This window comes from Paenibacillus sp. CFBP 13594, assembly GCF_014842675.1.
Classification (GTDB): Bacteria; Bacillota; Bacilli; order Paenibacillales; family Paenibacillaceae; genus Paenibacillus; species Paenibacillus amylolyticus_B.
The window spans coordinates 748,470-763,480 of sequence record NZ_JACYVQ010000002.1 but is presented as its reverse complement, the minus strand read 5'-3'; the positions used below and the strand labels follow the sequence as shown (position 1 = coordinate 763,480).

6 protein-coding genes and 1 tRNA gene are annotated in these 15,011 nt (G+C 45.7%); 5 read left to right on the top strand and 2 right to left on the bottom strand.

Features of this window, described 5'->3' with window-relative positions; genetic code table 11:
* Position 1: 1 nt before the first annotated feature.
* Together coaE and IFU39_RS10840 are read left to right on the top strand one after the other, a co-directional pair.
* Positions 2 to 598: a dephospho-CoA kinase gene (gene coaE, locus IFU39_RS10845; RefSeq protein ID WP_105598067.1), complete on the top strand. Its 597-nt coding sequence runs from the start codon at positions 2 to 4 to the stop codon at positions 596 to 598.
* Positions 595 to 1,158 carry a lytic transglycosylase domain-containing protein gene (locus IFU39_RS10840; RefSeq protein WP_062833563.1) on the top strand — a complete coding sequence of 188 codons (564 nt, stop codon included), beginning with the start codon at positions 595 to 597 and terminating at the stop codon, positions 1,156 to 1,158. The genes coaE and IFU39_RS10840 overlap by 4 nt, the downstream gene beginning before the upstream one ends.
* Positions 1,159 to 1,240: 82 nt before the next feature.
* Here IFU39_RS10840 and IFU39_RS10835 read toward each other — a convergent pair whose 3' ends face one another.
* Positions 1,241 to 1,462, bottom strand: a complete 222-nt coding sequence (locus IFU39_RS10835) for an alpha/beta-type small acid-soluble spore protein (RefSeq protein ID WP_017689472.1) — start codon at positions 1,460 to 1,462, stop codon at positions 1,241 to 1,243.
* Between the two features lie 115 nt (positions 1,463 to 1,577).
* Between IFU39_RS10835 and nrdR the strand changes: the two genes are divergently transcribed.
* Positions 1,578 to 2,045, top strand: a complete 468-nt coding sequence (gene nrdR, locus IFU39_RS10830) for a transcriptional regulator NrdR (RefSeq protein ID WP_026081166.1) — start codon at positions 1,578 to 1,580, stop codon at positions 2,043 to 2,045.
* Positions 2,046 to 2,230: 185 nt separating this feature from the next.
* A tRNA-Ala gene (locus IFU39_RS10825) sits at positions 2,231 to 2,303 on the top strand.
* A 214-nt stretch (positions 2,304 to 2,517) separates the two neighbouring features.
* On the opposite strand, the gene IFU39_RS10820 is transcribed toward IFU39_RS10825, so the two are convergent.
* Positions 2,518 to 6,138 carry an S-layer homology domain-containing protein gene (locus IFU39_RS10820; protein ID WP_192132530.1) on the bottom strand — a complete coding sequence of 1,207 codons (3,621 nt, stop codon included), beginning with the start codon at positions 6,136 to 6,138 and terminating at the stop codon, positions 2,518 to 2,520.
* Positions 6,139 to 6,611: 473 nt separating this feature from the next.
* On the opposite strand from IFU39_RS10820, the gene IFU39_RS10815 reads away from it, so the two are divergent.
* Positions 6,612 to 14,897 (top strand): immunoglobulin-like domain-containing protein, encoded by an 8,286-nt coding sequence (locus IFU39_RS10815; protein WP_192132528.1) that lies wholly within the window; start codon positions 6,612 to 6,614, stop codon positions 14,895 to 14,897.
* Positions 14,898 to 15,011 lie beyond the last annotated feature (114 nt).

Genomic DNA, 15,011 nt, shown 5'->3' with positions numbered 1-15,011 from the left:
GATGAATATAGGCTTAACCGGCGGGATCGCGACAGGCAAAAGTAGTGTTTCCGCCTATCTCGCCAGTAAGGGAGCGTTGCTCATCGATGCAGACGTTATTGCCCGGGAAGTTATGATGCCCGGGCATCCCGTGTTGGCCGCCGCTGTTAAGCGGTTTGGACAAGCCATACTGAACGAAGATGGAACACTGGATCGGAAAAAGCTTGGAAGTATTGTTTTTCAACAACCTGAGGAACGAAAGGCACTTGAGGCTATTACACATCCGGCGATCCGAAGAGAGATGCGCGAACGGGCTGCTGCATACGAATTGCAACATCCGGATAAACTTGTGGTGTCTGATATTCCTTTGCTGTACGAATCGGGTCTGGAGGATGGTTTCGAGGAAGTCATGGTAGTATATGTCCCGAGATCGGTGCAACGAGATCGCTTGATGAGTCGGGATGGAATGACTGCAGCACAGGCTGAGGCTCGAATGGATGTACAGATGGATATTGAGCGCAAAAAGCAGCTGGCAGACATTGTCATCGATAACAGCGGTTTATGGACTGAGACGGAGCAGCAAATTGACTCATATCTACAGCGTAAGGGTTTGTTATGAAAATATTGCGTAAGAAACGTGTCCTGCTGTTGATGTTTGTGTCCTTTGTACTCGTGTTATTTCTGAATACAAACTGGATGGCATGGTTCTATCCGATTCATTATAAGGAAGAGATTCGTGCCCAATCTCAGAGTTATGAGGTTGATCCGTTTCTGATTGCTTCCATTATCAAGGTGGAGACCAATTTCAAGACAAGCAAAGAATCCAAACGAGGTGCCATTGGGCTCATGCAACTGATGCCGGACACGGCGAATTGGATACTGGAACAAGCCAAAATTCCCGACACTTCGCTGGAGGAATTGAAGCACGAGCCTGAACGCAATATTCAATTAGGCACATGGTATCTGCGGAATCTGTCCGATCAATTCGATGGCAATGAAGCAGTGATGATCGCTGCCTATAATGCGGGACCAGGCAAAGTAAACAGTTGGCTTAGAGATGGTGTATGGGATGGCTCGTTCGATACAGTGAAAGATATTCCGTTTGGTGAGACGCGTCACTATGTACAAAGGGTCATTTACTATTATAATCAGTATGTAAAGATCTATAATACGTTCTAAGTATATAAGTAGAAGCACAGAGCAGGCCGGTTATTCACCGGCCGCTCCATGCTCCTCTGTGTAGCGTATTACGATGCAGATATTATTGGTATTGACCTGCCAATTGCTGTTCTGCAATTGTTACCAGACGCTTCGTGATGTATCCACCGATCGAACCGTTCTCGTAAGAAGTCATGTTACCTTGGTATCCGTCTTGTGGGATGCTGATTCCGAGTTCTTGAGCAACTTCATATTTCATTTGCTCGAGTGCTGCGGAAGCTTTAGTTACCACCAGGTTGTTGGAGTTACCGTTGCTTTGTGCCATTGCTGTTCACCTCCTCGTGAGTTGGTAAAAGTATTATGTCTCGGCAATGCATTTTTCATTACAAAATCAAGACAGGGAATATGTGGTAAAAGTAAAACGTGGGAAGTGATCTGATTTGAAGTGTCCTTATTGCGGTTATATGGGTACCAAAGTGCTTGATTCGCGTCCGGCCAACGAAGCAAAGTCCATTCGTCGTCGCCGTGAGTGTGAGCAGTGTGCCCGAAGATTCACAACGTTTGAGATGATTGAGGAGACTCCACTTATCGTCATTAAGAAAGATGGCAGTCGTGAAGAGTTCAGCCGGGACAAAATTCTCCGCGGGCTTATTCGTGCCTGTGAGAAACGTCCAGTCTCCGTTGAGACTCTGGAGATGATGGTATCTGAAGTAGAGAAATCTCTGCGTAATACAGCTGATGCTGAAGTGGAGAGTCGCCAGATTGGTGAGCTATTGATGGAACAGTTGTTTCCAGTCGATGAAGTGGCATATGTCCGTTTCGCGTCGGTATATCGCCAGTTCAAAGATATCAATATGTTCATGAAAGAACTGAAATCCCTGTTGTCCAAAGATAATCTGGAGGATTAGTGAAGTGGGGAAAGGGAGAAGAGCAGTCTGGAGTTCCAGTCCGTGCGTGCCAGTGAAATCGATTGTTCTTCTCCAATCACTCTGGATCTTAAAAATTTGATTGACAGCGAAAGCTGGATTTTATATGATATAGGAGTCGCCTGTGGAACGTAGCAGTGTTGGACAAGTTTTCTATTTCATATCCTGGGGCCTTAGCTCAGCTGGGAGAGCGCATCGCTGGCAGCGATGAGGTCAGGGGTTCGATCCCCCTAGGCTCCATAATTAAGAACGCCATCACATTATTGTGATGGCGTTTTTTTTGTGGAGAAATAAATCAGAAACATGCATTAATATAAGTAGAATTTTTGGACTTGGGGACGAGCTTGGGGACGAATATTCTAGACGTCAAAAAAAGTACAGTTTGAAAACAAGGAGACCCTTCCGGCTAGATATTGTCCAGCCGGGAGGGGTCACCTTAATTCTGTATACGCTTTTACTTAGTCAGATATTCGACGAACCTTACAAAGATCGTAGCTACTTCTGCGCGGGAGGCGGTGGCTTTGGGAGCAACAAAGTTGCCCGGTTTGCCTAATACAATGCCGTTGCCTTGCAGCGCCTGAACGGCCTCCAACGCCCAGGAGCTGATCTCACTCTGATCCGTGAAGGACATAGAGTTGCTTTCAGGTATCTCATAGCCCTTGTACTTCATGTAATTGTACAGTATCACTAGCATCTGTTCGCGCGTCATCGGTGAATTGGGGTCAAACAGGTCTGCGTTTGTACCGTTGACTATGCCTTTTTCGGCCGCCCACTCGGCTGCCGCCGTGTACCACTGTCCGTCCTTCACGTCGCTAAAGCGGGAACTCGTGTAGCTGGAAAGGTTTACGTTCTCAAGATTGGCTAGTACCTGCACGAACATTGCACGCGTCATTGCGGTGCCCGGTGAGAACTTCGTGGACGTCGTGCCGTTGAAAAGATCGTAAGTGTAGACGAAATTTATATCGTTGTAGAACCATTCGTCCATGTTGGCATCCGTGAAAGGATTGCCTGATATCACGAGGAAACTCAGTGGGGTGGCGTCATCAAACGCCAGCTCCGTACCCTCACGGATGTTCAGCGATATGCCGTTGTCTAAGCCGACTCTTGCGCCGCTTGGTCCTACCACAACCGCTCCGCCGCTCCGTATCTTCGATCCGCCGTGGAAATACACCTGGTTACCGTTTGATAGGTTCCCATGCGCGTCTTTGCCGCCTATTGTGACCGTACCGTCGCTCGCGATCGTCGAGCCACCCGAAATGGTCACTGTACTGTTGCCGCCGGGTAGTGTCACTTCGGCGCTCTTGTCTGCTGGAATAGTTACCTTCCCGTTTGAGTCTATCGTTGTGCCTTCGGGTACCTTGATCTTCGTCCCGCCTTTGGTCGCAATCTCGCCGCCGCCTGGAAGGGTGGTGTTGCCATTTTTGTCTGTGACCGCGGGTTTATCCTTCGGTGTATTCACTGTGTAGGTCGACTTCGACGTTTGAGCGCCTGTCCCGGTGCCCGTATTATCGGTGTTGCCCGTATTACCGATGTTGCCGGTATTTCCGGTGTTGCCCGTATTGCCGCCAGAATCAGGTACAGTGGGAGTCGTCGTCTTCATCGGTGTCGCCGTAGCACTGATCTCCGCGCCGTCTCCCTTCGCGTTCACCGCAACGATCCTGAAGCTGTAGCTTTGGCCGTTTGTCAGGTTGTTGAAGGTATACTTGGTCTCCGCCGCATCCAATGCAACCGGTGTTACATTGCCATACCATACCTTGTAGCCCAATATCGAGCTGCCACCATCGTCAGCAGGAGCATTCCAGCTCAATGTGACCTGTCCGTCACCCGCTGTCGCTTTGAAGCCACTCGGTGCACCAGGCACGGACGGTTTTCTCTGTGCGAACATCCAATCAAAGACATCTGTGTAGTTGTTGTTCCAAGCTGGCAAGTTAGAGGACTGCGCCGTAGGTGCTATACTCCAAGTTCCCATAGTGATCTGGTTATAAAGAACCGCCGCTTCAACTTCATGCGCTATATAATCAGCCAGAACAGGTGTGTTGGCAGGATTCGGCCTCAGATTCGGCTGATCAAACTGATTGTAGGGCCACGTAAGTGCCTCATTACTCTCAAAGCGCGAAGCCCTCGCGTTGATCATTTTCGGCATATTGTTATTGATAAAGTTATTGAGGTTAGTCTGGTAGCCTCCGACATTATGAGCATTTAAAAACATCCAATAGGCCAGGTTGTAGTGAGCGTCATTGTCCTTAGCGTTCGGTGAACCGCTTACCGGGGCCATAGGTGCGGCGGCAGCGAAGAAGCCAGGGTAGCTGTTAACTAAGTTGTTCGTATACTGGCCGCCCCAGGAGAAGCCTGCTGCGTAAACACGGTTAGGGTCTACTTCGCCGCTGGCAATCAGGGCGTCTATGACCTTCTTAACATTCTCTGTGGAGGGAACAGATACGCCATTATAGGAAATATTCAGAACATGGCTGGCGTACTTATCGGGATTTTGCTCCATCTTTTTCATTAAAGCGACGGAGCCGTTGGCGGATTTCATGGCGGCTTTTTGGTCTGTCGCAGCGTTTGTGCCGCCGCGTGACATGCCGTGGGTATATACATAGAGCGGCAATCCGTTCATCACGTTACCTCCGTCATCCTTGTGAAGGTAGAGTGAACGATTGACCGAATTGTCCGTGAATGTTGTAAATTTATCAAGGATTGGATTCACAACTTTCTCCTGTTCAAAAACCACATTGTGAAGCGGATTCCCTTCTTTCAGTACGATTTGGCCCTTTTGAACAAGGGTGTAGACCTGCTTTGTCGAGTTACTGCTGCCATCCAGCGTTGTACTGCCGCCGCTCTCTGAATAAAACTCAGACTCAACGACGATGTAACGACCGCTCGCCAGTCCGTCCTGATAATCTGGTGAATGGCTAATCGGCCCCACATAGCCGCGTACCTTCGGTTCATCATTAGCATACACCCTTGTGATCTTGCGTGGTCCTTCAAAGGTCACTGCTTCGCCGTTCAGGGTCGTGTTCCTAGCCGATAAGGCAAACAAGTCTGGATTAAGCGCGGAGCCTAACGCCGCCTTCCCCTCGCCTAAATCAATGATAACAGCCGTTGTGTACTCGCCACTGGCAAAGTTGTCATTCCATACAATAAAGGGAAGTATCCCCGCGTCCGGATCGTTTTTGAATGTCACATGAATGGTATGATCAGCCTCAATATTCGTAAAGGTATAAGTGCCAGCAGATAGAGTCAAGGTCTCGCCGTCTACTGTTACGGTATCCACAATTTTGCCGTAATCGGGGGTAAACGTAATTTCTTTGTCAGAGCCCCGATCTACTCTCAGAACATCGCCGGGTGGGTTCGACATGATTGAGCCGCCCGGTCCCGCAGTGGCGGTGATTGAAAATCTGGTGTCCACTTCATTGGCTGAAGTGAGCTGCAGGCTGTCTGTAAATGAATCAGAGCTGGTATAAGCTGCGTCTGGAACTCCAAAAGAGGAAACGACTTCATAGCGGTCACCGCCGTTTTCCGTCGAGTTATTGATGTAAACCTCAAAGGTAAGCTTTCCCTCCTCAAAGGCCAGGGTTCTTTTTGGTATTCTCATTTCCACGATGTATCCGGTTTCCGTGATCTGGGTCCATGCAGCCCTGCCTGGAGCGGCCTGCCCTGAAAACACACCCGTCGAGCTGACTCGCCATTGATTTGAGCCGCTGGTTCCGGTACCAACATAAAACTCCAGGCTGTCATACCGATGATCTGCGCCAGCTCCCTGATATAGATTACTGTCATTCACAACTACGTGGGCATACAGGTAGTCATGATCCCAAAGGATTCTGGCTGTGCCCGTGGCATGGGGTCTCGGGTCGGTGGGTACCGTGCTTTTGTTGATGTGATGCTCCATGGTTTGGTCCCAGAGGGGATCATTTGCCCCGAGTTCGGGAGTTCCAAAAATGGCGGTGGGTGTTTCATTCGCTTCTGCGTTCTCGATGTTGTCAGTGGCGGCAGCATAGCTGTTAGGCATTAGCGACGCCACCATGACCAAGCAACAGAGGAATGCGAGCATTCTGCTAAATCGTTTTGGCATAAATGAAAATCCTCCTTATTTTTTCGATCCGGTTCGCCCACGGCTTACCGGCATCTTATTCGGACACGTTGTCAATATGACAAGCGCCCAACTATATATATTAAGTTTATCAGGAGTTAAATCCTTTAATTTACACATAAACCATACGTATACATCCAGAACGGCAGAGATGCCGTTTTATTGTTTTGATAATCTTGTACGCATCTGTGCATGTAGATTGCTTCATATGAATGGTGTTGCAGTCTGCATTCATTTCAAATTGCAATAAAAAAATCCACCTTATGAACAAGAAACTACATTGAATTGGAATGGTGGAAGACGTAATATGAGAAGAAATGTAAGCGCATTCATTCCAGGGTGTTTCTTTAACTCCTTGAACGAGTTGGTCTTGTTTTAAAGCTGGAATAAGGATTGCGTGCTTTTGAATATTAAACGAGGGGAAGAATGCTATGCTAAAGCGGATTTCAATCATAATGTTAGTTTTACTATTGACCTTCAGTAACTGTTTGAGTCTTGTTCTGCCATTTAACAATCAAGCTTCAGCGGACCCCATAACACCAACGATGTTGGCACAGTATCCATTGCTTGAGGATGTTCAGGATACATCCGGTAATGGCAAACATGGAACGGCAGTAGGAAACATTACGTATGCTGATGGTCTTACTTTACCTGGAGGAACAGATAGTACTACGAACTACGTGCAGCTTCCTACTGGATTGTTTGATCATCAAGAAAATACAACGATTTCTGTATGGATCAAGAGTAATACGGGGAGCGGGAACTACTCCGCATTATTCTACGGTACGCCAGCAGCTGAAAATAAATTGCCAACGAATTACTGGATGTTTAATCCATCGAATCCAAGTGGTGATTTTAAGTCCGTATTTACGGATCGCAATAATATTGACCAGCCTTGGACGACAGAGGTAGGCGTATCAGGCACCTCTACGTCACAGTACGAAGGTCAATGGGTTCACTATACGACGGTCATTACAGAACGCTCTATTACAGGTTACATTAACGGTGTAAGTATAGGAACGACCGCCAAAGAGAAAACAACAGCAAGCTTTGGTACGGATTTGCAAGCTTACATCGGTCGCTCCAATTATCTAGGGGATGCTACTTTTGCAGGTAGCTTTCAAGATTTAAGAATTTACGGAGAGGCACTAAGTAGTGAATATATCGCTGAAGTATATGAACAATCATTTAATGAAAAGCAAGTACAACAAGGCAAATTAGAGCTAACGTTAGGTGATGTATCTGCCGTGACAGAATCTCTTGAACTTCCTTCTGCCAATAAGTATGGCGCATGGATATCATGGACTTCCAGTGATGAAAGTGCGATTAGTCCAACCGGGGAAGTGTTCTTACGAGAAATGGAGCAACAAGTGACGTTAACTGCAACCATTTCTTTAGGTGGAAGCCAGGCAACGAAGGAGTTCGTGGTTACCTTACCACCTAAGGATGACTCTACTCAGCAGATTGCCGTTAAAAGTGTTTCGCTTAATGAATCTGCACTTGTTTTATCCATGGGGGACAGCGAGACATTAGTGGCTACAATTTCACCTTCAAATGCAAACAATAAAAGAGTCGTCTGGATATCTAGTGACTCAAGTGTAGCGGTTGTCAATTCAACGGGTGAAGTTACAGCGGTTAGTGATGGTGATGCCACAATTACGGTACAGACTGAAGATGGAGCGTTTACAGCTACATCAGCCGTTACCGTTAAGGGAAAATCACTCAAAGATGATCTTATTCTTCATTACGACATGAAAACGACTACAGAAGTAGACGGTCAACTCGTACTAAAGGATGTTGCCAACAAGGAAGTTACATTCGACGGGGTATTTAAAAATCCAAACAATGGACAATTCATTTCAAATAGTGAAGTTGGCTTTATTTCCTTTAATGGTGGAAGCTCTACATCGAACAGTGGGTATGTTGAGATTCCTAAGGGCTCCAATGGACTAGATTTATTACAAGGTCTGAATGAAATTACCGTATCTTCCATCGTAAACTGGACGAATGATGGTACGAATCGCTGGATTTTTGGTTTGGGTACGGTGTTAACGCCTGAAACGAACAAATATTTTTTTGTAACCCCACGTCACGGTAGTGGATCAGGCAATATGATTGCTACAGGTATATCTAAAAATGGCTGGCCGAACGAAGCATTAGTTACAGGTAGCGCAAACTCCAACCTGATCGGTGGACAGTGGAAGCATGTAACAGTTTCCTTCTCCGAAGCTAGCAACAAGATGACATTATTCGTGGATGGAGCTAAAGTTGCTTCAGGTAATACGAAGGGACTAAAGCTGTCAGACATTATTAATCCGGATGCTACGTTCTCTGGCTTTATCGGTAAGTCCATCTTCGCCAACGATCCATATTTTCAAGGTAGCATGGCTGATTTCCAAGTATATGATCGTGCGTTGACGGAGCAGGAAATGAGCGAGTTATATCAACAAGAAGCAGCAACTCACATCTCCAAAATACGTCAGCTCACTGTTGATGATGCAGCGAATCAACTTGACATCGGTCATTACTTAGACGAGGCAGATCAGAGTGCTGACAAGATAACGAGAAACGTTAATTTACCAACAAACGGTAAAAATGGCGTAAACATCACTTGGAGTTCTAGTCATCCTACTGTCATTTCTAACAGTGGCACTGTACAACGTCCGGCTGTTCAAGCAGGTGATGTTCAAGCAGAGCTTACGGCTACTTTAACGTATCAAGGCGTATCTATAACTGCTGTATTCCCTGTTACGATCTTGAAGCAATTCGATGATCAGCAGAAGGTTGATCTGGACGCTGAACAATTAGAGATCTACAACGCGGACAATGTTAAAGGCAACTTACGTCTTGTCACTACAGGTGAACAAGGCTCCACCATTACATGGACATCCAGCAGGCCGGCGGTTGTTAAAGGAACGGCTGAAGCGGCTGGTAACGCTACACAATTAGGCTGGGTGAGCCGTCAAGCTACGGATATACCCGTTACGCTAATCGCTACGATTACGAATGGTACAGCTTCGAAAGAGCTAACGTTTAACGTTACAATTAAAAAAGAAGCTGCGCCAGTAAAGCCTGATGCGTACTTCTTTGCGTACTTTACAGGTGAATATGAGGGTGGTGAAGAGATCTCCTTCGCTACAGCGGAAGATCCATTGTTCTGGAAAGCGCTGAATAATGGGAAGTCGATCCTGCAATCGGATATGGGTGAAAAAGGACTTCGTGATCCATTCGTTATTCGGTCAGCAGAAGGTGATAAGTTCTATATGCTGGCAACCGATTTGAAAATGGGCGAAAGTACAGATTTTGATCAGGCTCAAATTACGGGGAGTCATTACATGATGGTTTGGGAGTCAGAGGATCTCGTGAACTGGAGCGAGCAGCGAATGATCAAGGTGGCTCCTAAAACTGGAGGAAATACGTGGGCGCCAGAAGCGATCTATGATCCGGTAACTGGAGAGTATATTGTATTCTGGGCATCATCAATGAAAAACACAGAGACATATGGTGATTATAACGGAAGACCTGCAGGTCAGTACAATGTGATGTACTACGCGACAACACGAGATTTCTACACGTTTTCTGAGCCCAAGGTCATGATTGATGAGTCACTTCCGACCATTGATACGACATTTATTGAGCACAATCATATGTTGTACCGATTCACCAAATCAGAAGTGAATACGAAAGTGTATGTGGAGAAGGCACCAACGTTCTATTATGACAAGGACGGTATTGCAGCAAATGGCCTTCAATACAACGCTGTTCCTGGTACACGGGATAACAAACTCGGCTTGATCGGAAAAAATGGAAACAACGAAGGACAAACGATATTTAAGGATATTCATGAAAAAAAATGGTATCTGTTCCTTGATTCATGGCCATATCATGTACGATATACAACAGATCTGGATAGTAGCACGCAATATATGAACAATGTATTAAGTAGTGATCAATATGCACTTCCGCCAGGACCACGACACGGGACGGTGATTCCAATCTCACGTGCGGAGTATGATGCTTTGCAAGAGAAGTATGCATGGAAAGGTCCAGCACCATCAAAAGATCCGGTTGTACATTACTCATTTGATGCAAATACAGTGAATGATACAACGTTGAATGACATTTCTGGTAATGGTCATCACGCAACACTCGTAGGTGGAGCAACGATTAATGAAGAGGATCGCATCGGTAAAACGGGTGGTGCATTAGAGCTTAATGGATCAACAGGATATGTGAAGCTGCCAGATCACTTGATTCAATCCTTGAATCTGGAGAAGGCTACGTTCTCTACATGGGTTCAAATGGACAAAAATCAGGCCAATCAAAGAATATTTGATTTTGCTTCCGAAACAGGCAGACAGGTTAACCGCAACACCATGTACTTGAGTACACAAGGGGATACAGGTAGTCTGGAGTTCGCTGTCGTAACCCCTTTTACAGAGAAATTTAGCAATGACAGCACGAAACTAGGATCTGATTATAAATATGCAGTGAGAAATGCTGGACTTTTACCAACGAAGACTTGGCAGCATGTTGCCATTACAATGGATGAATTTGATGCCGTATTGTACGTGAATGGTCAAGAGGTTAAACGCAGCTCGACATATAACGTGGAGCCGAGAATGTTACTGGAAACAACGATGAATTATATTGGTAAATCGAGAAACAGCTCTCATAGTCTATTTGATGGTAAATTGGATGATTTCCGTATCTATAATCGTGCATTATCCGTTGAAGAGATTGCAACTTTGGCTAATGAAGACGTTACTCCTCCAGTAGAGCAGCCATCTGGGGCAGAACTCATTCTCCACTACGATATGAATGATATCGATGGTGCGACAGTTGTTGACCAAACAGGAAACTTTAACGGAAAATGGATGAATCCATCTAAAGCAGAATGGATTCGTACACAAGATGCGGGTGTACTAAGCTTTACTGGTGGCACAACTAACTCCTATGTAGAGCTGCCACAAGGAGTTCTCGATGGATTAACGGATATCACCGTTTCATCCATTGTGAACTGGAGCGGTAAAAACGCTGCGGAGTGGTTATATGCATTAGGAAGACCAAACAATAATACGCACTATACGTATTTCACACCACGTTATAATGCTAACGGTCTAGCCCGGTTGGGTATCGCGACGAATGCCTGGAATAATGAGTCTTCAGCTTCGACCACGGGCTTAAAGAATAATGAATGGAAAGTCGTTACGACGGTTGTTTCAGGTACAGATGGTACACTAACGCTTTATATTGATGGAGTTCCTGTTGCATCAGGCTCTACGAATGGAATGACATTAGAACAAATAAAAAATACTTCAGGCAGTAGTGGAAACATTGGTAAGTCATTCTATACAGATGATCCATACTTCGGCGGGTTGATTGCAGACTTCCAAATCTATGATGGTGCTATGACTGTTGCGGATATTAAATCACTTAAGGCTCAGGCAGATCAGAAGATTGCTTTACTGGAGGGCATGCTTGTATCGGCTGCGACAGAGAAATTAACGATTGATGATCTTCTTGCCTCGAATACATCAAAAGATGAGATTATAAGCAATGTAACGTTGCCAACATCAGGTGCTTATGGCACAACAATAAGCTGGACTTCGGATAAGGGGAATGTAATCTCAACTACAGGTGCCGTAACCAGACCAGCGAACGCAACTGGCGATCAAGTTGTAACGTTAACAGCAGTATTTACAGATGGTACAGAGACAGATCGCAAAACCTTTACGTTGATGGTTAAGGCATTGCCAAGCGATGCCACTTCTGTAGATGAAGCAAAAGCAGCGCTAGTCGTTCATAACATTAGTGATGTTAGAGGTCATCTCTCATTACCGGAATCTGGACTATATGGAACAACCATTACTTGGACTTCTGTTCAGCCAAATGTCATTTCAGTGACTGGTGAAGTACAACGTCCGGCGCACGGTAGTGGAGATGTAGACGTGAAGCTTACAGCTACGATTACATTAAATTCAGCATCCACTACAAAGGAATTTATGGCGAAGGTGAAGGAACGGCCTGCTGATGAAAAATATGCGGGATACTTCTTCACATATTTTACTGGAGAAGGTACCTCAACAGGCGAGCAAGTTCACTTTGCACTAAGTAACGGTAATGATCCATTGAACTGGCGAGAATTGAATAATGGTAAACCTGTATTAACCTCTACCTTAGGGGAGAAGGGAGTACGTGATCCATTCATTATTCGTTCGCCTGAAGGTGACAAGTTCTACATGATCGCTACCGATCTGAAAATTAACGGCAATGGTAACTGGGGCAGAGCACAGACATGGGGCAGTCGTTCCATTATGGTGTGGGAATCGAATGATCTGGTCAACTGGACAGATCAACGCATGGTAGAGGTTGCACCGGAAGAAGCGGGTAATACATGGGCACCAGAAATTATGTACGACAACACCACAGGTGAATATATCGTATTCTGGGCTTCAAGAATGTTTGATGATGCATCCCATACAGGTAGTGCATATCAAAAAATGATGTATAGCAAGACAAGAGATTTCTATACGTTTACTGAACCGAAAGTATATTTGGATTATGGATACTCCATCATTGACACAACGATGATTGAGCATGATGGAAAAGTGTATCGATTTACGAAGGATGAGCAGGACAACGGAGCTTCTGCTCCATTTGGCAAGATGGTTTTCCAAGAGGTTGGTAACTCGATCTTAGATCCAGCCTTCAAGATGATTAATCAAGGTGTGGGTAACATGAAATGGGTTGAGGGTCCAACGATCTTTAAATCAAATACAGATGAAAAATGGTATTTATTCGTGGATGAGTTTGGTGGAAGAGGTTATCTTCCATTCGAGACCACCAATCTTGCATCAGGTGTCTGGACATTATCTTCTAACTACAATTTACCCGCTAGTCCGCGTCACGGAACGGTAATTCCCATTACACAAAGTGAGTATGATGCACTTAGTGGGAAGAACGTACCCGTTAGCGGAATTAGCTTGGACAAAACGACGATGTCCATCGTAGAAGGTCAATCAGGGCAATTGACAGCTACGGTAACACCAGCTAATGCAACGAAAAAAGCAGTAACATGGAGCTCTAGCAATCCAGCTGTAGCGACTGTAAGTGCGACAGGCCAAGTAACAGCAGTGGCACCAGGAACAGCAAGCATTACAGTAACTACAGTAGATGGTGGGTTATCATCCAGCGCTACGGTAACGGTAACACCATCGGTTGAGCCGACTGCACCAGGAGAAGTGACAAAACCAAGTGTAACAGCGAGTAATCAAAAGCTGACTCTGAAATGGAGTAATCCTGCAGAAAGCGATTTGGTCGCTATTAAGATTACAGGGTATGGAAATACAGAGTTTAAGACGGTAACGCTGAACAATGCGGCTAGCAGTTATGAAGTCACAGGACTTGCGAATGGTACGCTTTATGAATTCCGTATTACTACGGTAAACGCAGCGGGACATGAATCCGCAGGGGTTGTGGTGTCAGGAACACCACAAGCACCAAGCAGTGGTAATGGAAATGGTGGCGGTGACGGTAACATTCCTGCACCTACAGTACCAACAGCTCCAGGTGGAAATGAGCCAGTGGTCATGGACAACGGCCAAATAAACATTAAACCAGTTGTAAATGAGAACGGTACTTCTGAAGTGAAGTTAAGTGCGGATACAATGAAGCGTGCGCTTGATCAAACGACAGGCGGTAAGCTGCAAGTAGGAGTTGATGGTGATCAAAGCTTGAATGAGCTAACGATTGAGCTAGCAGTAGATGCAAGCTTAACAAGTGGAACGTCTACGGTAGATCGCATCGAGATCAACACTGGCTCTGCAGTCGTAACAGTGGCAACCGAACTGCTTGGAACAGGAACAAGTGCAGGGAAATCGTTAGGATTGGTGCTTAAGAAAATAGCAGCTAATCAACTGTCAGCTAGTGCACAAGCTCAGCTGAACGGTGAGGTCGTTTACGATATCGAGTTAACGATTGACGGTAAGAAGCTTACAGAGTTTGATGGCAGAGATGATCTCGTGATTGAATTGCCATACACCCTAAAAGCTGCCGAAAATCCAAACAACGTCGTCGTATACGATGTGAAGGACAACGGAGAGCTAAGAGTGGTGACGAATGGTAAATACAATGCAGCGACAGGAAAAGTAGAGTTCAAGCCAACGTATGCGAGCAAGTATACGGTAGCGTATGTTGCAACGAGCTTTAAGGATGTGACCCAAGACTGGGCGAAGGACGCGATCTCAGCATTGGGAGCAAGAGGCATTGTGAAGGGTATGGGCGACGGCGAATTTAATCCGAATGGTCAAGTGACAAGAGCAGAATTCATCACCATGCTGATGAATATGTTGGAGCTATCAGATGAGAACGCAACGACAAGTTTTAGTGATGTGAAGCCAGGAGAATGGTACCATGGAAATATCGCAACCGCGCAGAAGCTGGGGATTGTGAACGGGAAACCAAATGGACGATTCGGAGTTCATGAGAACATTACGCGAGAAGATATGGCGGTTATGGTATACAAGGTTGTCCAAATTAAGCAACTGGCGTTAGCAAGTGGTGAAGCTACAGCCTTCAAGGATGAAGCAAACATCGCAAACTACGCGAAGCAAGCGGTAGAGGCAATACAGGGAGCAGGCATAATCAACGGTGTAGGTAACGATGAGTTTGCACCGAAGAAGAATGCTAGCCGTGCAGAAGCAGCAGTGATGATCTATAATTTGTTGGGTTTGATGTAGACACGTTAAGTATAAGGCAGTTGCTATTGATTTACTCAGATAATAAAGTTGGGCGGAAGAACTTGTTCCGTCCAACTTTTTATCTGTTTAATCAGTGAGCAGGAACAGCCGTTA

Excerpts from the sequence above, each read along its gene's own strand:
- coaE (WP_105598067.1), top strand. The coding sequence starts at position 2 with ATGAATATAGGCTTAACCGGCGGGATCGCGACAGGCAAAAGTAGTGTT.
- IFU39_RS10840 (WP_062833563.1), top strand. The coding sequence starts at position 595 with ATGAAAATATTGCGTAAGAAACGTGTCCTGCTGTTGATGTTTGTGTCC.
- IFU39_RS10835 (WP_017689472.1), bottom strand. The coding sequence starts at position 1,462 with ATGGCACAAAGCAACGGTAACTCCAACAACCTGGTGGTAACTAAAGCT.
- IFU39_RS10820 (WP_192132530.1), bottom strand. The coding sequence starts at position 6,138 with ATGCCAAAACGATTTAGCAGAATGCTCGCATTCCTCTGTTGCTTGGTC.
- IFU39_RS10815 (WP_192132528.1), top strand. The coding sequence starts at position 6,612 with ATGTTAGTTTTACTATTGACCTTCAGTAACTGTTTGAGTCTTGTTCTG.